Genomic DNA, 20104 nt, shown 5'->3' on the forward strand with positions numbered 1-20104 from the left:
CCCCTTCCCACCAGAAGCCCGCCCCCCCAGATTACTACGCGTCTCGTGGGCTCGGAGATGTGTATAAGAGACAGTCCCTCGGGGCCGGCCTCGCCGCGGTCCTGCTCGCGTCCGCGGCGGCCGGGTGCACCGGCACGGGTGATGCCGGCGCGGCCACAGACGTCGTCCGGCCGGCGACGTCGACGGGCAGCGTCGGGAGTGACGCGGCCCCGCAGCCGGGCGGAACGCTCGAGGTGCTCGTGGCCGGCCAGGTCGCGACGTGGGACCCGCAGCTGATGTACGTCGGGCCCGAGGCGTTCTTCGCCCAGCGCGTCTTCGCCCGCGGCCTGACCGCGTACGGCACGGGCGCGCACCAGCGCGACGTCGTCGCCGACCTCGCCACCGACACCGGCACCGCCAAGGACGGCGGGCGGACGTGGACGTTCACCCTGCGCGAGGGGCTCACGTGGCAGGACGGCTCGCCGATCACGTGCGACGACGTCCGCCACGGCATCGCGCGCACCTTCGATCGGCGCACCCACGTCGCCGGCACCAACTACGCCAGCTTCCTGCTCGACATCCCGACGAAGGTCACCGCCGAGGGGCTCGAGAAGCCGGTCTACCAGGGCCCGGACGACACGGCCCACCAGCCGGACTTCGACCGGGCCGTGGCCTGCTCGGGACGCACCATCACCTTCCACCTGCGCGACGCCGAGCCGGACTTCCCGTACGTCGTGGCGCTGCCCGAGTTCGCCCCTCGCAAGGCCTCGAGCGACCGCAAGGACGACAAGACCTCCTACGACGTCATGTCGAGCGGCCCCTACCGGCTGGAGAAGCCGTGGAAGGCCGACGAGGGCGGCACGTTCGTGCGCAACGCGAACTGGGACCCCCGCACCGACCCCGTCCGCCGGGCCTACCCCGACCGCATCGAGGTGACGACGGGGCTCGGTGAGGCCGCAGTCATCCAGCGCCTGCTCAACCAGCGTGACGACGACGCGTACGCGGTCTCGTGGGTGCAGGCCAGCCCGACGCTGCGCAACCAGGCCGGCACCGACCTGCAGGCCCGCCTCACCTTCCCCTACACCGGCAACGTCGACTACCTGGCGCTCAACATGCGCAGCCCCGTCATGTCGAACCCCGCTGTGCGCAAGGCGTTCGCGCTCGCGACCAACCGAGCCACGTACGTCACCGCCAACGGGGGCGAGGGGGCCGGCACCCCGACGTGGTCGATCCTGTCACCGGCCGTCGACCCCTCCACGGTCGAGGTGCCGAGCGGCGCCAAGGTCGACGGCGACCCGGAGCAGGCGCGCCGCGTGCTCCAGCAGGCCGGCGTCAGGACGCCGGTGCGGGTGCGCGTCGTCTACGCGCGTTCGGTCCTCGGCGACAAGGCCTACGCGGCCCTCGCGGCCGGCTGGGAGCGGGCCGGCTTCGAGGTCGAGCTGACCGGCGTCGCCCCCGAGGAGTACTACGAGACGATCGAGCGCAAGACGGCGGGCGCGTCCTTCGACGTCTTCCGCGGGGTCTGGACGCCCGACTGGCCGTCGGCCTCGGGCGTCCTGCCGGCCCTCTTCGACTCGCGGATCAACATCGACTCCACCGGTCCCGGACAGGACGTCGGCTACGTCGACGACAAGACCGTCAACCGGCTCATCGACCAGGCCGAGGCCACGCCCGACCCCGAGCAGCGTGCGAAGGTGTGGCTGCAGGCCGACACCGCGCTGCGTGACGCCGGCGGCTACGTCGCGCTCTCGGCGACCAAGGCGCTGTACCTGCACGGCGCCGGCGTCGTGCACTACGAGGACCACGCCGTCGGCGGCATCGTCGACCTCGCGACCGTCTCCCTCCACTGACCGTCCCCGCACCCGCCCGACCGGCAGGAGGCCCCGTGGCCCGTCTCGTGTTCGTCCACGCCCATCCCGACGACGAGTCGCTGACGTGCGGCGTGACGATGGCCCACCACGTCGCGCGGGGCGACGAGGTGCACGTGCTGACGTGCACGCTGGGAGAGGAGGGCGAGGTCATCCCGCCCGGCCTCGCCCACCTCGAGGGGCACCCGGACGACGCCCTCGGCCCGCACCGCCACGCCGAGCTGGCCGAGGCCTTGCGACACCTCGGCGCCACGATGCACGTGCTCGGCGCCGACCCCGCCGCCGGGCGGCTGTCCCGGTACCGCGACTCCGGCATGGCGGGCTCGCCGGCGGCAGCCCGCCCCGACGCGTTCGCCGGCGTCGACCTCGAGGAGGCCGCGGCGCTCGTGGCCGGGGTGCTCCGCGTGGTGCGCCCCGACGTCGTCGTCACCTACGACGCGCACGGCGGCTACGGCCACCCCGACCACGTCCGGACGCACGACGCGACCCGGCGCGCGCTGCGCCTGCTCGAGGCCTCGGAGCGGCCCGGCCGCGCCTTCGAGATCCTCACGCCGGTGTCGTGGGCCCGCGCCGACCGCGCCTGGCTGCACGCCGCCGACCCCGCCTGCCTGGCCCGCCCCGACGGGCTGCCGCCGCTCGTCCTGCCCGCCGCCGACGACCCGTTCCCGCCGTCGGTCGTGCCCGACGAGCGCGTGACGCACGTCGTCGAGGACGCCGCAGCCAGGGCGGTGAAGAACCAGGCGCTGCGCGCGCACGCCACGCAGGTCATCGTGGCCAGCGAGGACGTGCACGCGCTGTCCAACCTCATCGCCGCCCGGACATCGACGCGGGAGGGCTTCCGCCGCGTCGACCCCGTGACGTGGGAGACGCTCGGGGGCGCCGTCCCCGCGTCGGAGGTGGGCCTGCTCGCCTGATCCTCGCAACGACTCGGTCACGTCCGGGCCACACCGGTCCGCCTCGCCGGTGCCGGGCCCCGGGCGGGCTACCGTTCGAGCCACCACCAGCCGCACCCGAGGCCGTGCCCGCGCACGACGCCGCGTACGGAGGCCCATGGACACCTGGCAGCCCCAGCCCCGCCGCGAGAGCCGCGCCACCGCGGTCCGGCTGCTCGCCGCCACCGTCGTGCTCGGGGGCGCCTACGCGGGCCTCAGCATCTGGTCCGCCGACCACGTGCCGGCCACGGTGTCCGTCGGTGGCATCCACGTCGGCGGCATGACGCCCGAGCGGGCCACCGCCGCCATCGAGCGCGGCGCGCGGGAGGTCCTGACCCGGCCCATCGCGCTCACCGTGCCCGGCCGGGCCGAGCCGGTGAGCGTCGTGCCCGTCGACGCCGGCCTCCGGGTCGACGCGGCCCGGTCCCTCGACGGCCTCACCGGGTTCACGCTGGACCCCCGCACCATCTGGGCCAAGCTGACCGGGTCCCTGCGCCTGCCCCTGCTGACGAGCGTCGACGACGACCGGCTCACGGCCTACCTCGACGCGCTGGCCCCCAGGGTCGAGCAGCCGCCGCGCGAGGGACGGGTCACCTTCCCCGCCGGACGCGTCACGGTGGAGATGCCGCGGTCCGGCCGGACGCTCGACGTGGTGGGCACCAAGCTCGCCCTGCGGCGCGCCTTCCCCGAGTCCACGACCGCCGTCGCCGCGGTGCGCGACACCGCGCCGACGGTGGCCGGTGCGGCGGTCGAGCAGTTCGCCGACACCACGGCCGCAGCCATCGTCTCCGGGCCGGTCACCCTCGTGGCCGGCACGTCGCGCGTCGTCGTGCAGCCGACCGAGCTGGTCCCCTTCGTCAAGGTCGAGGCCGACGGGTCCGGCGGCCTGCGGGCGAGCTTCGACGAGCCCGGCCTGGCCCGGCTCGTCGCCGCGAAGGTCACGGTCCCGACGAGGTCGGCGACGAGCGCCCGCTGGGTCTTCGGGCCGGGCAACGGCGCTCCGAGGCTCGTGCCGTCGGTCGACGGTGCGGCCGTCGACGAGGACGCCGTCGCCAAGGCCGTCGTCGCGGCTGTCACCGGTACCGGCACGGGCCGCACGGTCACGGTGGCCGCGGTCCCGGCCAAGCCCCCGTTCTCCACGCAGGACGCCGTCAGGGCGGGCATCACGACGAAGGTCGTCGAGTTCTCCTCGCCGTTCCCGACCGACGACCCGAGCCGCACCAACAACCTCGTCGTCGCCACGCAGCGCCTCGACGGCACGTACGTCCCGCCCGGAGGCACCTTCAGCCTCAACGCGATCCTCGGCGAGCGCACGGAGGACAAGGGCTATGCCGACGGCACCGTCATCATCGACGGCCGGCTGACCCGCGGCACCGGCGGCGGCGTCTCACAGGTCTCGACCGTCGTGTACAACCTGGCCTACTTCGCCGGGGTCCGGTTCCTCGAGTTCCGTCCGCACGCGTTCTTCATCCCGCGCTACCCCGAGGGCCGCGAGGCCACCGTCTACTGGCCGAGCATCGACAACAGGTGGACGAACGACACCCCCTACGGGATGCTCCTGCAGACCTGGGTCGACAAGGGCCAGGTGCACGGGCGGGTCTGGAGCACCAAGGTGTGGGACGTCAGGAGCGTCAAGGGTCCGCGCGCGAACGTCAGGCCGCCCCGCACGATCCGCAGCGACAGCGCGACGTGCTACCCGCAGCAGCCGAACCCCGGGTTCGACGTCACGGTGACCCGGCAGTGGTACCGCCCCGGTTCCCCGACGCTCGTGCGCAGCGAGGACGTCACGACGCACTACGTGCCCGAGGACGAGGTCATCTGCACCAACCCCGGCGCCACGCCCCCGTGACCCGGTGAGCTGCCACGGCCTCAGGCTGATGCGGGGCGGGCCAGGTAGGTGTACTCGTGGTGCACGGTGAACCCGAGCCGGCTCCAAAAGGCGACGCCGTCGGTGTTGTCGCCGGACACCTGCAGGTACATCGCCGGCATGTTGTTCTCGCGGGCCACCATCGCGATTGCCGACACTATCGTCGAGGCGATGCCGCGGCGCCGGTGCTCCGGATGGACCCAGAGGCCGAAGATGCCCGCCCAGCCGGCGTGGATCGCCATGCGGGCGATCCCGATGATCCGCCCGGTCGGCTCGTCGCGCACCGAGAGGAACAGCTGCCCCTCGCTGCCGGTGAGGACGGCTTCCGTGGTGCCCGGCACGACGGAGCGCTGCGCGGCGTAGGCCATGAGCCACTCGGGGGACAGCTGCGCGTCCGCGGTGACCGGCACCGACTCGGTGGTGAGCGGCGGCACCTGCGCGGACAGGCCGGTGAGGACGAGGACGCGGGACCACTCGGGCCGCCCGCCGCCGGGCAGGTAGCCGCGCCCGATGAGCGCCTTGCCGAGCGGCTGCTCGGCGACGTCGAAGCCGGTCGGGCCGTGCAGCTGGAACAGCGCAGGAGCGTCGTGCTCGGCGTACCAGCTCTCGGCGAAGTCGATGGCCTTGTCGATCGGGAGGCTCGGGTCGCCTACGGCCAGAACGGAGTTGGCCCGCCCGGTGAAGCCGGAGGCCGAGCGCATCAGCCAGTCGCCGAGCCCCTTGCGGGACGTCGCCGTCCAGCCACGCGCCATGAGCCTCTCGAGGTCGTCGGCCGACACGCGCTGGTGCGCGCGACCCGGCTGGCTCGCCGGTGGCGGCACGTCCTTGGCGGCGATGACGTCGGCGCGGACGAGCATGACCCGCTCGGTCTGCCGACCACCCTGCCCGGCCCGGGCGTCGACGACGAGGAAGTCCTCGTTGCGCGCCACGAGCTCGCCGACGAAGTCGGTGGCACCGGCGTCGCTGCCTTCCGCGAGGCGGTAGCGGACGACGACGCGCCCGCCGACGGTCAGCCCCGCGGTGAGGCGGTGGCCGGTCGTGTCGGTGGAGCCCGGCGTGCCTGCGGAGCCCGTGAGGGGGGTGCTCCCGGGGCCCGTCTCAGCAGCGGGGTCGCGCGTGGGCTCGCCAGTCATGTCCGGCATACTAGGCGGTGCAGCACTTCACCCCGAACGCTCCCAGGAGGTCCCCTCCCCATGACCTATGTCATCGCCCAGCCGTGCGTCGACCTCAAGGACCGCGCGTGCATCGAGGAGTGTCCGGTCGACTGCATCTACGAGGGCAAGCGTTCGCTCTACATCCACCCGGACGAGTGCGTCGACTGCGGCGCGTGCGAGCCGGTGTGCCCGGTCGAGGCCATCTACTACGAGGACGACGTCCCCGAGCAGTGGGCCGACTACTACAACGCGAACGTCGAGTTCTTCAACGACCTCGGTAGCCCGGGCGGTGCCGCCAAGCTCGGCGTCATCGACAAGGACCACCCGCTCGTCGCGGCCCTGCCGCCCCAGCCGCACGACGAGTGACGCCTCTCGGTGACGAGGCCGTGGCCACGACCACCGGCCCGGGCCCGGCGCCGCTCGACCTGCCCGACTTCCCCTGGGACTCGCTCGCGCCCCACAAGGCGCGGGCGAGCTCGCATCCGGGGGGCGTCGTCGACCTCTCTGTCGGCACGCCCGTGGACCCGACCCCCGAGGTCGTGCGAAGCGCCCTCGCCGGCGCCTCGGACGCGCCCGGCTACCCGCTGACGGTCGGCACGACGGACCTGCGGGCCGCGATCGCCGAGTGGTTCGCGCGGCGTCGCGGCGTCCCCGGGCTCGGTTCCGACGCCGTGCTGCCCACCATCGGCAGCAAGGAGCTCGTCGCGTGGCTGCCCACCCTCCTGGGGGTCCGGACCGGTGACGTCGTCGGCATCCCCGAGGTCGCCTACCCGACCTACGACATCGGGGCCCGGCTCGCCGGGGCGACGCCGCGCGTCGTCGGCTCGTTGACCGGTCTCGGACCGATGACGCCGAGCACGACGCCGAAGCTGCTGTGGCTCAACAGCCCGGGCAACCCGCACGGCCAGGTGCTGGGCGTGGGCCACCTGCGCAAGGTCGTCGAGTGGGGGCGTCGGCACGGCGTGGTCGTCGCGAGCGACGAGTGCTACGCCGAGCTCGACTGGCGTGAGGGGCAGTACGGCACCGCCACGCCCAGCATCCTGCACCCCGACGTCTGCGACGGCGACCATACGGGCCTGCTCGCCGTGTACTCCCTGTCCAAGCAGTCCAACCTCGCCGGCTACCGCGCGGCGTTCCTGGCCGGTGACCCCGCGCTCGTCGGGCGCATCCTCGAGGTGCGCAAGCACGCCGGCATGATCATGCCGGCACCGGTGCAGGCGGCGATGGCGGCGGCCCTGCGCGACGACGACCACGTCGAGGCCCAGCGCGCCGTGTACGCGCGGCGCCGGGCGCGCCTCGTCGAGGCCGTCACGCGCGCGGGGCTGCGCATCGAGCTGTCCGAGGCCGGCCTGTACCTGTGGGCCACGCGCGACGAGGACTGCTGGACGACCGTGGCCGAGCTCGCCGAGCGCGGCATCCTCGTGGCGCCCGGGGCGTTCTACGGCCCTGGCGGCGCCCGGCACGTACGCATCGCCCTCACCGCCACCGACGAGCGCATCGCCGCCGCGTGCGAGCGGCTCTGAGCCCTCACCCGTCGCCCGACCTGCGCGTCCACGGCCCGACACCTGTTTTCCCAGGCCCGGTGACGCTGGGGTAACGTCGCTGCGGAATCCGACGACTTACCGCCCGTGCCCGGGGCGACAGGAGGAACGAAGTGACCAAGGCAGTGGACGCGACGCTCAAGGTCGCCGACAAGGAGCTCACCTTCCCCGGTGTCGACGCCGTCGAGGGCAATGACGGGCTCGGCGTGAGCTCGCTCCTCAAGGAGACCGGTCTGGTCACCTACGACGTCGGCTTCGTCAACACGGCCTCGTGCAAGAGCGCCATCACCTACATCGACGGCGACCAGGGCATCCTGCGCTACCGGGGCTACCCGATCGGCCAGCTGGCCGAGCACTCGACCTTCGTCGAGGTGGCCTACCTGCTCATCTACGGCGAGCTGCCGACGCCCGAGGAGCTGTCCCGGTTCGAGGACCTCATCCGTCGCCACACGATGCTGCACGAGGACCTCCGCGCGTTCTTCAACGGCTTCCCGCGCGACGCGCACCCGATGCCGGTGCTGTCCTCCGCGGTCTCCGCGCTCGGCACGTTCTACCAGGACAGCCTCGACCCCTTCGACCAGGAGCAGGTCGAGATCTCGACGGTCCGGCTGCTCGCCAAGCTGCCGACGATCGCCGCCATGGCGCACAAGAAGAGCGTCGGCCAGCCCTACATGTACCCGGACAACTCGCTCTCGCTCGTCGAGAACTTCCTCCGGATGACCTTCGGCTACCCCGTCGAGCCCTACACCGTCGACCCGACCGTGGCCAAGGCCCTCGACCTCCTGTTCATCCTCCACGCCGACCACGAGCAGAACTGCTCCACCTCGACGGTGCGCCTCGTCGGCTCGGCCCACGCCAACCTCTTCAACTCCGTCTCCGCGGGCATCCACGCCCTGAGCGGTCCGCTGCACGGCGGCGCCAACTCGGCCGTGCTCGACATGCTCGACCAGCTCCACGAGTCCGGGGACGACCCGAAGAAGTTCATGGAGAAGGTGAAGAACAAGGAGGGCGGCGTCCGGCTCATGGGCTTCGGCCACCGGGTCTACAAGAACTACGACCCGCGTGCGGCCATCATCAAGAAGTCCGCGGACGAGATCCTCGCCAAGCTCGGCCAGGACGACCCGCTGCTCGACATCGCCAAGGGCCTCGAGGAGATCGCCCTCGCCGACGACTACTTCGTCGAGCGCAAGCTCTACCCGAACGTGGACTTCTACACCGGCCTCATCTACAAGGCGATGGGCTTCCCGACGAAGATGTTCACGGTCCTGTTCGCCATCGGCCGCCTGCCGGGCTGGATCGCCCAGTGGCGCGAGATGATGACCGATCCGGAGACGAAGATCGGCCGCCCGCGCCAGATCTACACCGGGTCCCCCGAGCGCGACTACCCGCAGGGCTGATCCAGCCCCACCTCCCCTACGGGCCCTGCCGACGCTTTCGGCACCGAACGATTCGTTCGGTGCCGAAAACGTCTGTGCACCGGCGCGTTCGGCACCCTACGGCGCGTTCGGGACCGAACGACTCGTTCGGTGCCTGTCGTAGACCGGGTCTGCGCAACCCGAACGACTCGTTCGGTCCCTGTCGGAGACCGGGTCGCAGCAACCGAACGACTCGTTCGGTGCGCGGGGGCGCGGCGCGGTGGGGCATGGTGGGGTCATGGCGAGCTACACGGTCAACGACGCGGCGGTGGCGGCGGTGCGCGAACGCATCGAGCGGCGGCAGTACGTGCTCGACAGCGACTGGGGCGAGGTGCAACCGGGCGCCGAGGCGCAGAACGCCTACCTCGAGCGCCACTCGTGGGAGGAGTACGCCTCCTGGCACCTCGGTCTGACCGAGGGTGCCAACGACGAGACCAAGGCGCGGTACGCGTTCGTCTGCGGTGACCTGCGGCGGGTGCACCGCACCGGCCTCATCGCCTGCGTGTACCGGGCCGCCGAGTGGCGCCACAAAAAGGTCGAACGGGCTGCCTACGACCTGCTGCAGCACCTCGACCGGGTCGCCGGGATCGACTGAGGACGCGCGCCGGCCGTGGTCTGCGCCGCGCCGGCCGCCCGGTCGGCGCGACGTCCGGCTCCGACGCCCGACCAGGCGTCGGTCGCGTCAGAGCAGGTCAGGCGAGGGTGATGGTGACCGTCGTGGTGGCCGAGCCGGCGGACCAGCCGGCGTCGCCCTCGGAGCGGTCCCAGGTGCGGTCGCCGATCGTGACGCGGGTCGCGCCGTACTGCTCGGCCCGCGCGACTCCCCAGTGCGCGACCGCCCAGGCCAGGGCCGGGTTCGACGCCGTGGCCGTGACGGTCTTCTCGCCGCGGCGCACCGACGCGACGCCCATCTGCTGCTGCAGGTCGTCGGCCACGCGGGAGGGGCTCACGCTCGTCTTCGCGGCGTCGAGGCGGCAGGTGAGCCCGCCGGGCGAATGGCCGGTCAGCGTCGAGGCGAGCACGCGTCCCTGCCCTTCGTGGTCGCGGTAGGCCTCCGGGAACCCGCTGCGCTGGACCCGTTGGGCGATGGTGGTGATGTCGGCGCTCTCGTAGCCCCTGAACTTGACGAGCGCGTCGTAGAAGGCGTTGGTCGCGTGGACCATGTCGAGGATCTGCTTCTCGGTGCCCCATCCCTGGCTCGGCCGCTGCTGGAACAGCCCGAGCGAGTCGCGGTCGCCGTAGCGCAGGTTGCGGATCTTCGACTCCTGGAAGGCCGTCGTCAGGGCGATGGTCGCCGCTCTCGGGGGCAGCCGGCGCTTGACCGCGAGCGCGCTGATGAGCGCGGCGTTGGCGGTCTGCTCGGGGTCGAAGGTCTCGGTCATGCCTCCGGCCGTGATGGTGCACGTCGGGTTGACGACGCTGGTGTAGAGGAAGCGCGCCCCGAACCAGGCACCGACCGCCACGAGCGCGACGACGAGCAGCACCGCGACACCCCGCCGCCGGCGCCGCGCGGGACGTCGGGGCGCGCGGGACTCCGCGAGAGTCGGGCGCTGGCGGGTCGGCATGGGGTCCTCGTCGTCGTCGCCACGGCGCGCCGGGCGTGGGGTCGGCTGGGGTCAGTCGTTCGCGTGCAGGGCCTCGTTGAGCGCGATGCCGGAGCCTGCCCGGTCCCGAGCCTCGACGGCGCCGGTCACGCTGTTGCGGATGAAGAGGATGTTGCTCGAACCGGAGAGCTCGCGGGCCTTGACCACCGCGCCGTCGGGGAGGGTCACCTTGGTCCCCGCCGTCACGTAGAGACCGGCCTCGACGACGCAGTCATCGCCGAGGGCGATCCCGATGCCGCCGTTGGCCCCGACGAGACAACGCTCGCCGATGCTCACGCGTTCCGTGCCACCACCGGAGAGCGTCCCCATGATCGAGGCGCCGGCGCCGACGTCGGAGCCGTCGCCGACGACGACGCCCTGCACGATGCGGCCCTCGACCATCGAGGTGCCGAGCGTGCCCGCGTTGAAGTTGCAGAACCCCTCGTGCATGACCGTGGTGCCCGGGGACAGGTGCGCGCCGAGGCGGACGCGGTCGGCGTCGGCAATCCGGACGCCCTGCGGCACGACGAAGTCGGTCATCCGGGGGAACTTGTCGACCCCGTAGACCGCGACGTGCTGGCCGGCCGCGCGCAGTCGCAGGCGGGTCTGCTCGAACCCGTCGACGGCGCAGGCCCCGACGCTCGTCCAGACGACGTTCGGCAGGACCCCGAAGATGCCGTCGAGGTTGACGGTGTTCGGCTGCACGAGGCAGTGCGAGAGCAGGTGCAGCCGCAGGTAGGCGTCGGGCGCGTCCGCCGGCGCGGCGTCGAGGTCGACCTCGACGAGACGCACCTCGGTGCGGACGCGGCGGGCGGCGTCCTCGCCGGCGAGTGCGGCCAGTCCCGCGGCAGCGGAGGCCTCGGCCGGCCGGGCCCCGAGGGCCGGTTCGGGGAACCACGTGTCGAGCACCTGCCCGCCGTCCGTGACCGTCGTCAGTCCATAACCCCATGCGCTGCGCTCCGACATGCGCGAAAGGATAGGGCCGCGGGGTCCGGTGCCCGAAACCAGACGGCCTCCCCGTCCGGCTGGCGGGCACCGGCGGGCACCGGCGGGCTAGCCTTCCCGGTATGCCCGAGCCGACCCCGTCCACCGAGCCCGTGACCGCCGACGCCGCCCCCGACGCCACCGACGAGGTCACCGACGCCACCGCCGAGGTCACCGACGCCGCCCCGCACGCCCCCGGCGCCGGCCCGGCGTCGCCGCTCGACCTCACCGCCGACGTCACGACCCTCGTCGCAGCGATCTGTGACGTCGCATCGGTCAGCCGGGACGAGCAGGCCCTCGCGGACGCCATCGAGGCGGCGCTGCGGCCACTGGCCCACCTCGAGGTCGTGCGCGACGGCAACACCGTCGTCGCCCGCACCCACCTCGGCCGCTCGGAGCGTGTCGTCCTCGCGGGCCACATCGACACCGTCCCGCTGACCGCCGAGCCGAACCTGCCGACCCGGCGCGTCGGCGACGACCTCTGGGGTCGCGGCACGGTCGACATGAAGGGCGGTGTCGGGGTCATGCTGCGCATCGCGGCGCAGCTGGCCGAGCCCGAGCGCGACCTGACCTTCCTCTTCTACGAGTGCGAGGAGATCGACGCGAGGTACAACGGCCTGGCCCGGGTGGGCCAGACCCACCCCGAGCTGCTCGCCGGGGACTTCGCGGTGCTCCTCGAGCCGACCGACGGCGCGATCGAGGGCGGCTGCAAGGGCACCCTGCGTGCAGACGTCACGACGACCGGCGTCGCCGCCCACTCGGCGCGGCCATGGAAGGGCCACAACGCGATCCACGACGCCGCGACCGTGCTGAGCCGCCTCACCGCCTACGAGGCCGAGACGATCACCGTCGACGGGCTGGACTACCACGAGGCGCTGCAGGCGGTGGCCATCAGCGGCGGCATCGCCGGCAACGTCATCCCCGACCGCTGCACGGTGACCGTCAACTACCGGTACGCCCCCGACAAGGACGTGGCCGAGGCCTTCGCCCACGTCCAGCACGTGTTCGAGGGCTTCGAGGTGACCCTCGGCGACGCCGCCGACGGCGCGCGCCCGGGACTGCTCCTGCCCGCCGCGCAGGCCTTCGTCGAGGCGTTGGGGGTCCCGGTCAACGCCAAGGAGGGCTGGACCGACGTCGCCCGCTTCTCGACGCTCGGGGTGCCCGCCGTCAACTACGGCCCGGGCGACCCGAACCTCGCGCACATGGACGACGAGCACTGCCCGGTACACCAGTACGTCGACGCCGAGGCGGCGCTGCTGCGCTGGCTCGGCTGACGCGTCTGCGCACGGCACCGGCACGTAGGGTGGCGCTGTGAGTGACGACGAACACCCGGCGGCTCCGGAGCGGCACGCCGGCATCGGCGAGCCGGCTGCCCCGGCACCGCGCCCGCCGCGGTCCGGCGGGCCCCGCGACTCCCGACGCCAGACCGGTCCGGTCACGCTGCGCCGCGAGCAGGTGCCGACGACGACGACCGACCAACGGCTGCTCCAGAGGCCCCAGCGCTCGGACTGGCTGCACAACGACCCGTGGCGCGTCATGCGGATCCAGTCCGAGTTCGTCGAGGGCTTCGGCGCGCTCGCCGAGCTCGGACCGGCCGTGGCGGTCTTCGGTTCCGCCCGCACGGCCCGTGACGACCCCGCCTACGCCACCGGGATCGAGGTCGGCCGGCGCCTCGTCGAGGCCGGGTACGCCGTCATCACCGGGGGCGGTCCCGGCGCCATGGAGGCGGCCAACCGGGGCGCGTACGAGGGCCGAGGCACGTCGGTCGGCCTCGGCATCGAGCTGCCCTTCGAGACCGGCCTCAACGAGTACGTCGACATCGGCATCAACTTCCGGTACTTCTTCGCCCGCAAGGTCATGTTCCTCAAGTACTCGCGCGGGTTCATCGTGCTGCCCGGCGGCTACGGGACGCTGGACGAGCTCTTCGAGGCGCTGACGCTGGCCCAGACGCAGAAGGTCACCGAGTTCCCCCTCGTGCTCATGGGCACCGACTACTGGTCCGGTCTGCTGGACTGGCTGCGCGGCACCGTGCTCGACCGGGGCATGATCGTGCCGGCCGACCTGGACCGCTTCGTCCTCACCGACGACCCGGACGAGGCCGTGCAGGCCATCCGCACCTTCGAGGAGCCGGGCCTGACGATGCCCCCCGAGGCCGCCGATCCGCATCGTGGCGACGAGGAGACCGCGTCGTGAAGTGGTTCATCCTGCTCGTCGGCGTCGTCGTCGTGTGCTTCGTCGTGGCGCTCGTGCTCGGTCTGGCGGGGGGCGGCCTCGGCCGGCCGACGGCTTCGCTGTCGCACGAGCCGCTGCCCGACGAGGCGATCGCCGACGACGACTTCGACGACCTCGTCTTCGACGTCGCCGCCCGCGGCTACCGGATGAGCCAGGTCGACGCCGTCGTCGACCGGTTGCGCCGCGAGCTGCGCGAGAAGGACGAGCAGATCGCCGTCCTTCGCGGCGACGCCGCGCCGGCGGCCGTAGACGCCGCCGACCCCACGGGTGGCGGAGGGGCCAGGGCCGCCGAGGAGGCCCGGGCCGCCGAGGAGGCCCCAGCCGCCGAGGAGCCGCGAGCCGCCCAGGAGCCGCGAGCCGCCCACGAGCGTCCGGGCCCCGAGGGCTCGCCGCCCACGCCGCCCACGCCGCCCACCGAGCCGCCACCCGCCGATGCAGCGGGGCTGCCGCAGGCGGCCGGACGCGGCGTCGGCGACGACCGCAGCGGATGAGGGACCTGGCTCCCAGCCTGCCCCGCCGCACCTTCGTCGGATGGGTCCTGGCGCTCTACGCCGCCGCCCGCGTCGTCACGACGGCGATCCTGCTCGTCGTCATGCAGCGCCAGGTGCCGAGCGGCATGACGGGTGGCGACCACGTGCCGGTCACCTACTTCCCCTTCACCGCGCTGTGGGACGGCCAGTGGTACCAGACCATCGCCCTCGACGGGTACCCGTCGCAGCTGCCCGTCGGCGAGGGCGGCTCGGTGCAGCAGAACGCCTGGGCCTTCTACCCGCTGTTCCCGTACGCCTCGCGGGTCCTCATGGCCGTGGGGCTGTCGTTCCCGGCCGCCGGGTCGACGCTCGCGCTCGGGTGCGGGTTCGGCGCGGCCGTGCTCATGGCGCTGCTGCTGCGTGACCGGCTCGGTGACCGGGCGGCGCTCGTCGTCGTGCTCCTGTGGGCGTGCTTCCCGGCGTCGGTGACGCTGCAGCTGGCCTACACCGAGGCACCGGCGATGCTGCTGCTCGTCGGGTACCTCTACGCCCTGGCTCGCGAGCGGTGGCTCGTGGCGGCGGGAGTCGCCGTGCTGCTGGGCCTGACGCGTCCGGTCGCGGTGCCGCTGGGCGTCGTGACGCTCGTCGCGCTGTGGTTGCGCTGGCGTGCTCGTACCGAGCGGCCCGTCACCCGGGGGGAGCTCGCCGCGGGAGTCGCCTCGCTCGTCGGGTGCGGCGTCGCGGGGCTCCTCTGGCCCGCGATCGCCTGGTGGGTCACCGGCGAGGCCGACGCCTACACGCGGACGATGGGCGCCTGGCGCGGCTCGGGCACCGTGGAGCCGTTCACGCCGTGGGCCGGAATGGCGCGCTACGTCTTCGGCGACACCTGGGGTCCGGTGCTGCTCTGGCTCGTGCCGTCGGCGGTCGTGGCCCTCGTGGCCGGCCCCTGGGCTCGGGCGCTCGGGGCCGAGCTGCGGACGTGGTCGCTGGCCTACCCGGCCTACCTCGCCGCCGTGCTCGACCCCTTCACCAGCATCTTCCGCTACCTCGTGCCACTCTTCCCGCTGCTCGGCGTCGTCGTCGGCGCCGGCTGGCCGGACCGCCGCGGCACCACGTGGACCCGGCTGCTGGTGCGCGCGGTGCCGATGCTCGCGCTCTTCGTCGTGGGCCAGTGGTACTGGACCGACATCCTGTGGCGTTACGTCCCCTCGCCGAACGGTGACTACCCGCCGTGACGCCGACCGCGACCGGCGCGCACGAGCGGCGACGCCGGTGGGCGTCACCGGCCGGTGTAGACGGGCTCGTCCTTGGCCAGGAAGGCGTCGACCGCGGCGCGGTGGTCGGCGCTGTGTCCGGTGTAGGCCATGAGCTCGGCCTCGTTGGCCAGCGCGTCGGCCAGCGGCGCCGTGGCGCTGTAGGCCACCGCGCGCCGGATCGACCCGTAGGCCAGCGTCGGCCCGGCGGCGAGCCTCGAGGCGAGCTCGCCCACGACGGCCTCGAGCTCGGACGCCGCCACGACCCGGTTGACCAGGCCCAGCTCGAGCGCCTCCGCGGCGCCGACGGTGCGGGGGAACATCAGCAGGTCCTTGGCGCGCGCCGTGCCGACGAGGCGGGGCAGGGACCAGGAGGCCCCGGAGTCGCACGACAGCGCGATTCCGGCGAACGAGGTGTTGAGGCCCGCCGTGTCGGCCGCCACGCGGACGTCGCACGCGAGGGCGAAGCTGAGGCCGGCGCCGGCGGCGACGCCGTTGAGGGCGGCCACGACGGGCTTGTTCATCGTCGCGAGCGCGGTGACGATCCGGTTGTAGTGCCGGGTCACCGTCGTGGCGAGGGTCGCGCTCTGGTCGGCGAGGCTGCGGACGTGCTCCTTGAGGTCCTGCCCGACGCAGAACGCCCGGCCGGAGCCGGTCAGGACCAGGCACCGGACCGTCTCGTCGGCGGCGAGCGACTCGAGGGCGGACACGAGCGCGTCCTTGAGCGCCTCGTCGAGGGCGTTCATGGCGTCCGGGCGCGACAGGCGCACCCACGCGACGCCACCGTCGACCTCGACGACGAGCGGGCCGGTGGCGTCGACGGGTGCGCGGTCCGAGGTCGGGCCGTCGGTGGGATGGGACTGGGGCGCGGTCATGGGCGCCACTCTGTCCCATCCGGGCGGGCCACGGTAGGTGCGGCGCCCCGCACGTGCGCATCCTCACGTCCGGATTAGGTCTCGCAATCCAGACACGGAATAATGGGACCAAAGACCGAGGATTCCTAGGGAAGGGGAACCATGGCAGCAATGAAGCCGAGGACCGGAGACGGACCGCTCGAGGTCGTCAAGGAGGGTCGCGGCATCGTGCTGCGAATGCCCCTCGAGGGCGGCGGGCGGCTGGTCGTCGAGATGACCCCCGACGAGGCTGCGGCTCTGCGCGACGCGATCCAGGGCTGCGACGGCGTCAGCTGAAGCGCTCCCTGCCCCAGGCGCCTCGACTCACGCCTCCGACGGCCCCCGACCTGTAGGTCGGGGGCCGTCGTGCGTCCCGGCCGGGGGAGCGCGGTCCGACCGGGAGTCAGGGGGTCACGACGGAGAAGCGGTCGGCGACGGCGGCCGCGACGTCGACGAACGCCTCGCGGGTCTTCGGGGCCAGCCGCGACAGGAGGGTGCGGCCGCCGGCCTCGAGCGCGGTGTCCCACGGGATGTGGGACACGTGGGCGCAGCGGCGGGAGAAGTGCTCGGTGATGGCCATGACCGCCGGGTCGCCCGCGTGGTTGACGGCGTTGACGACGACGACCGCCGACGCGACGAGGTCGCCGAAGCCGTGCGCGTCGAGCCAGTCCAGGGTCTGCGACCCGGCGCGGGCGCCGTCGAGGGCCGGACGCAGGACGAGCACCAGCTGGTCCGCCTCGGCCAGGAGCCCCTGGTTGGCGCTGTCGAGGATGCCGGTGCCGGTGTCGAGCAGCACGAGGTTGTAGTACTGGTCGAGCAGGGACACGACGCGGCGGTAGGCCGGGCGGTCGAGGGCCTGGCTGATGCTCGCGTCGTCGTCCGAGGCGAGCACCTCGAGCCGTGACTCGTGGCACTGGGAGGTGTACCGGCGCATCGTCGAGAAGGTGTCGATGGCGTCGGCGTCGGCCAGCAGGTCGGTGATGGTGCGCGGGCAGTCCCCGGCGATGCGGCGGGCGAGGTTGCCGGCGTCGGGGTTGGCGTCGACGGCGACCACCCGGTCGCCCCGGCTCTGGGCGAAGGTGGCCCCGAGCGCCACGGTCACCGTCGTCTTGCCGACGCCGCCCTTGCGGCTCATGACGACGATGCGGCGGGTCCCCTCGATGGGGGCCCTGACCCGGGCCTCGAGCGCGGCGCGACGCCGCTCGGCCGGCCCCGGGCCGGGGGCCACCCGGCCACCGGTCAGGCCGGCGAGCCCGCGCCGCCAGCCGGTGCGGGCGACGGTGCGCTCGCGGCCGAGCAGGGCCTCGTCCGTGAACGCGTCGGCGGTCAGCGGCGCCGCCGGGGCGGCCGGTCCAGTGACCTCACGCGGCGGGGGCGGTACCTGCCGTACCGGGCCGGGGAGGCGTCCGAGATGACCCGGGCGGTCGGCGCCTGCCGCGTTCGCTCGGGCGGCATCGGCGAGGTCGCGGGCCGTGGGGCCGGCGGGGGCGGCCGGTTTCGCCGGGGCCCGGACCGCTCCGGCGTCGGACCGTCCCGGGGGCGTTGCGCGAGCGCCCCCGGCCGGGGTCGTCACGGGGGCGGTGGCAGGCGGTCGGCGGTCGCCAGGACGCCCGTTCGCCGGGGTGGAGGGTTGCTCGATCGTGCTCATGCGCGCCCATCTCGTGTCGCGAGCCGGACGCCGGGCCCGGCAGCAGAACGAACGGTGAGGATGCCAAGGCTAGTCCTCGGCGAGTGGGCGGCGGGGTGCTCGGGCCCGACATCCGGGAACCCTGCCCGGGTCTGTCCGGGTACGTCCCGAAACGTCAGGGCGCCCGGGCCGCCGGGCGGGGGAGCAGCGGGAGCAGGCGACCGGCGTCAGCTCTTGACGGCGACGAGAAGCCCCTCGCTGACGGGCAGCAGCGCGACGGTGAACCGGTCCTGGTCGCGCAGCGTGCGGCCGACCTCGCGCAGCGTCCGGGTCTCGGGGTCCCGCTTGGCCGGGTCGGACTCGTCGTCGGACCACGTCAGCACCAGGGTGCCGCCGGGACGGAGCAGGCGCCCGGCCTGCTCGACGTACTCCGGGTACTCCTGCCGGTCGGCGTCGACGACGACGAGGTCGTAGGCGGCGTCCGTCATGCGCGGCAGGACGTCGAGGGCGCGACCGGCGATGACCCGGGTGCGCTGGTGGGCGATGCCGGCGGCGGCGAACGCCTCTCGTGCCGCCCGCTGGTGCTCGGTGTCGAGGTCGATGGTCGTGAGGACGCCGTCGGCGGGCATGCCGCCGAGCAGCCACAGCCCTGACGCGCCGGCGCCGGTGCCGACCTCCATGACCGCCTTGGCGCCGGTGGCCGCCGCGAGGAACTGCAGGGTCGCCCCCACGCCGTTGCCGACCGGTCGGGCGCCGAGCTCCTCGCCGCGCAGGCGGGCCTGCTCGACGTGCTCGCTCGGGGCGACGAACTCCTCGGCGTGCGACCACGCGGCGACCTTCTGCGAACTCATGGCCGCAACCCTACTGCGACGGCAACGACAGGTTCTGGACGAGCCCGGCCCCTCCGTGCCTATGGTGCGGTCATGGACGAAACGGACCTGCCGACGACCACTGGAGAGCCCGACCGGCCGACCGCCGAGCACCGACGCCCCGACGGCGTCGACGACGCGACGGTCGAGGCGCTCGGCAAGCTGTCCGAGGCACTCGAGGTCGTCGAGGACGCCCGAGGCCACCTCTACGGGTTCCACCGGCTGACCGGCACCGCCGACCTGGCCCTCGGCGAGGCCGTCGACCTGCTGCGCCAGGCCGGTCACACCGATCTCGCCGAACGCATCGGGCGCGAGCTCGTGGGGCGCAACGTCCTCGAGGGCCGCTGGACCTTCCAGGTCGTCGAGGAGTACGACGACGGCTACTACGCGACGTTCAAGGCGTTCGAGCGTGAGGCCCGGGAGGCGCTGGTCGGTGGCCGCCGGCACCTGTTCGAGGCCGAGATGAAGGAGGACCGGCGCTCGCCGGGCCTGCGGCACCACGAGGCGGTACCCGACGACGCCGGGCAGCAGGGCGCCCGGGGCCCGGGCGGGGACCGCACCGGCGCCGGTGGCGACCTCGCGACCTGACGCGTCGCCCGTCACGGGGCCGGTCCGCACGTTCACAGCGTCCGCACAGGTTCCCGCTGGTGACGCGACAGCCGAAACGGGCACGGTGGAGGGGAACGAATCGCCGACCCGATGCGTTCACGTCGTTGAACCGATCCTCGAAAGGTCCCAGGCTCTCGTGACCAGCAGCGTGCCGTCCACCCAGCCCCACCCCGCGGTGGCGCCGGCCGAGTCGACGTGGACCCCTCCCACGTGGGAGGAGATCGTCGAGCAGCACTCGGCGCGCGTCTACCGCCTGGCCTACCGCCTCACCGGCAACCCGCACGACGCCGAGGACCTCACCCACGACGTCTTCGTCCGGGTCTTCCGCTCCCTGCACTCCTACCAGCCGGGCACGTTCGAGGGCTGGCTGCACCGCATCACGACCAACGTCTTCCTCGACAAGATGCGCCGCAAGCAGCGGATCCGCTTCGACGCCCTGCCCGAGGACGCCGCAGGTCGCCTCCCGAGCCGCGAGAAGGGCCCTGAGCAGACCTACCACGACGCCCGCTTCGACGACGACGTGCAACGGGCCCTCGACGCGCTCGCGCCGGAGTTCCGCGCGGCCGTCGTCCTCTGCGACATCGAGGGCCTGTCCTACGAGGAGATCAGCGCCACGCTCGGCGTCAAGCTCGGCACCGTGCGCTCGCGCATCCACCGCGGCCGCGCGCAGCTGCGTGAGGCGCTGGCCCACCGAGCCCCCGACGCCGTGGCGGCCGCACCGGCTGCAGGCGCCACCAAGGGGGCCCGCCCGGAGGGACGCACGGCGCGCCCCGGCCTGCGCCTTCCCGGCCGCCGGGTCGCCGCCGGGACCCGCTGAGCCGGCCGAGA

At 73.5% G+C, this 20104-nt stretch carries 20 protein-coding genes; 14 read left to right on the forward strand and 6 right to left on the reverse strand.

The window, feature by feature from the left end; all coding sequences use genetic code 11:
• The 3 genes from ACPYOM_RS03975 to ACPYOM_RS03985 all read left to right on the forward strand — a co-directional run.
• On the forward strand, window positions 1-1829 hold a 1829-nt coding region (locus ACPYOM_RS03975; protein WP_481344968.1), incomplete at its 5' end, for an ABC transporter substrate-binding protein.
• 35 nt (window positions 1830-1864) lie between these two features.
• On the forward strand, window positions 1865-2761 hold the full coding sequence (gene mshB / locus ACPYOM_RS03980) for an N-acetyl-1-D-myo-inositol-2-amino-2-deoxy-alpha-D-glucopyranoside deacetylase (RefSeq protein WP_481344969.1): 897 nt from the start codon (window positions 1865-1867) through the stop codon (window positions 2759-2761).
• A gap of 136 nt (window positions 2762-2897) precedes the next feature.
• On the forward strand, window positions 2898-4628 hold the full coding sequence (locus tag ACPYOM_RS03985; protein ID WP_481344970.1) for a VanW family protein: 1731 nt from the start codon (window positions 2898-2900) through the stop codon (window positions 4626-4628).
• 20 nt (window positions 4629-4648) lie between these two features.
• On the opposite strand, the gene ACPYOM_RS03990 is transcribed toward ACPYOM_RS03985, so the two are convergent.
• Complete coding sequence (locus ACPYOM_RS03990) at window positions 4649-5779, reverse strand: GNAT family N-acetyltransferase (protein ID WP_481344971.1); 1131 nt, start codon at window positions 5777-5779, stop codon at window positions 4649-4651.
• A gap of 60 nt (window positions 5780-5839) precedes the next feature.
• Here ACPYOM_RS03990 and fdxA point away from each other — a divergent pair, with 60 nt between their 5' ends.
• The 4 genes from fdxA to ACPYOM_RS04010 all read left to right on the forward strand — a co-directional run bounded on the left by fdxA (window position 5840) and on the right by ACPYOM_RS04010 (window position 9351).
• On the forward strand, window positions 5840-6166 hold the full coding sequence (fdxA, locus tag ACPYOM_RS03995) for a ferredoxin (RefSeq protein WP_481341539.1): 327 nt from the start codon (window positions 5840-5842) through the stop codon (window positions 6164-6166).
• Window positions 6167-6186: 20 nt separating this feature from the next.
• Window positions 6187-7323 (forward strand): succinyldiaminopimelate transaminase, encoded by a 1137-nt coding sequence (dapC, locus tag ACPYOM_RS04000; protein WP_481344972.1) that lies wholly within the window; start codon window positions 6187-6189, stop codon window positions 7321-7323.
• A gap of 131 nt (window positions 7324-7454) precedes the next feature.
• Window positions 7455-8738 carry a citrate synthase gene (locus tag ACPYOM_RS04005; protein ID WP_481341537.1) on the forward strand — a complete coding sequence of 428 codons (1284 nt, stop codon included), beginning with the start codon at window positions 7455-7457 and terminating at the stop codon, window positions 8736-8738.
• Between the two features lie 256 nt (window positions 8739-8994).
• A complete protein-coding gene (locus ACPYOM_RS04010; RefSeq protein WP_481341536.1) occupies window positions 8995-9351 on the forward strand; it encodes a hypothetical protein in 357 nt (118 codons plus the stop codon).
• Between the two features lie 97 nt (window positions 9352-9448).
• On the opposite strand, the gene ACPYOM_RS04015 is transcribed toward ACPYOM_RS04010, so the two are convergent.
• Both ACPYOM_RS04015 and dapD read right to left on the reverse strand, forming a co-directional pair.
• The gene (locus tag ACPYOM_RS04015; RefSeq protein WP_481341535.1) at window positions 9449-10321 is read right to left on the reverse strand and encodes a hypothetical protein; all 873 of its coding nucleotides are present in this window, start codon (window positions 10319-10321) and stop codon (window positions 9449-9451) included.
• Window positions 10322-10372: 51 nt separating this feature from the next.
• Window positions 10373-11305 (reverse strand): 2,3,4,5-tetrahydropyridine-2,6-dicarboxylate N-succinyltransferase, encoded by a 933-nt coding sequence (gene dapD, locus ACPYOM_RS04020; protein WP_481344973.1) that lies wholly within the window; start codon window positions 11303-11305, stop codon window positions 10373-10375.
• A gap of 101 nt (window positions 11306-11406) precedes the next feature.
• Between dapD and dapE the strand changes: the two genes are divergently transcribed.
• The 4 genes from dapE to ACPYOM_RS04040 are packed head-to-tail and all read left to right on the forward strand — an operon-like array spanning window position 11407 to window position 15260.
• Entirely contained in the window at window positions 11407-12597 is a 1191-nt protein-coding gene (dapE, locus tag ACPYOM_RS04025; protein WP_481344974.1) for a succinyl-diaminopimelate desuccinylase, read from the forward strand.
• A 37-nt stretch (window positions 12598-12634) separates the two neighbouring features.
• On the forward strand, window positions 12635-13516 hold the full coding sequence (locus ACPYOM_RS04030) for an LOG family protein (RefSeq protein ID WP_481344975.1): 882 nt from the start codon (window positions 12635-12637) through the stop codon (window positions 13514-13516).
• The gene (locus tag ACPYOM_RS04035) at window positions 13513-14046 is read left to right on the forward strand and encodes a cell division protein DivIVA (RefSeq protein ID WP_481344976.1); all 534 of its coding nucleotides are present in this window, start codon (window positions 13513-13515) and stop codon (window positions 14044-14046) included. The genes ACPYOM_RS04030 and ACPYOM_RS04035 overlap by 4 nt, the downstream gene beginning before the upstream one ends.
• Window positions 14043-15260 carry a hypothetical protein gene (locus ACPYOM_RS04040; RefSeq protein WP_481341530.1) on the forward strand — a complete coding sequence of 406 codons (1218 nt, stop codon included), beginning with the start codon at window positions 14043-14045 and terminating at the stop codon, window positions 15258-15260. Before ACPYOM_RS04035 ends, ACPYOM_RS04040 begins: the two co-directional genes overlap by 4 nt.
• A 44-nt stretch (window positions 15261-15304) precedes the next feature.
• Here the strand turns inward: ACPYOM_RS04040 and ACPYOM_RS04045 are convergent, their stop codons facing one another.
• Window positions 15305-16153: an enoyl-CoA hydratase/isomerase family protein gene (locus ACPYOM_RS04045; protein WP_481344977.1), complete on the reverse strand. Its 849-nt coding sequence runs from the start codon at window positions 16151-16153 to the stop codon at window positions 15305-15307.
• 141 nt (window positions 16154-16294) lie between these two features.
• Here ACPYOM_RS04045 and ACPYOM_RS04050 point away from each other — a divergent pair, with 141 nt between their 5' ends.
• Complete coding sequence (locus ACPYOM_RS04050) at window positions 16295-16468, forward strand: DUF3117 domain-containing protein (RefSeq protein ID WP_076262632.1); 174 nt, start codon at window positions 16295-16297, stop codon at window positions 16466-16468.
• Between the two features lie 106 nt (window positions 16469-16574).
• Here the strand turns inward: ACPYOM_RS04050 and ACPYOM_RS04055 are convergent, their stop codons facing one another.
• Together ACPYOM_RS04055 and ACPYOM_RS04060 are read right to left on the reverse strand one after the other, a co-directional pair.
• Window positions 16575-17744, reverse strand: coding sequence for a MinD/ParA family ATP-binding protein (locus ACPYOM_RS04055; RefSeq protein ID WP_481344978.1), 1170 nt, complete (start codon window positions 17742-17744; stop codon window positions 16575-16577).
• A 281-nt stretch (window positions 17745-18025) separates the two neighbouring features.
• Window positions 18026-18649, reverse strand: coding sequence for an O-methyltransferase (locus tag ACPYOM_RS04060; protein WP_481341527.1), 624 nt, complete (start codon window positions 18647-18649; stop codon window positions 18026-18028).
• A 72-nt stretch (window positions 18650-18721) separates the two neighbouring features.
• Between ACPYOM_RS04060 and ACPYOM_RS04065 the strand changes: the two genes are divergently transcribed.
• Together ACPYOM_RS04065 and sigE are read left to right on the forward strand one after the other, a co-directional pair.
• Window positions 18722-19255 (forward strand): hypothetical protein, encoded by a 534-nt coding sequence (locus ACPYOM_RS04065; protein WP_481341526.1) that lies wholly within the window; start codon window positions 18722-18724, stop codon window positions 19253-19255.
• Between the two features lie 157 nt (window positions 19256-19412).
• Complete coding sequence (gene sigE / locus ACPYOM_RS04070; protein WP_481344979.1) at window positions 19413-20093, forward strand: RNA polymerase sigma factor SigE; 681 nt, start codon at window positions 19413-19415, stop codon at window positions 20091-20093.
• Window positions 20094-20104: the final 11 nt, after the last annotated feature.

It is taken from the genome of Monashia sp. HAY1-2A (assembly GCF_056755315.1).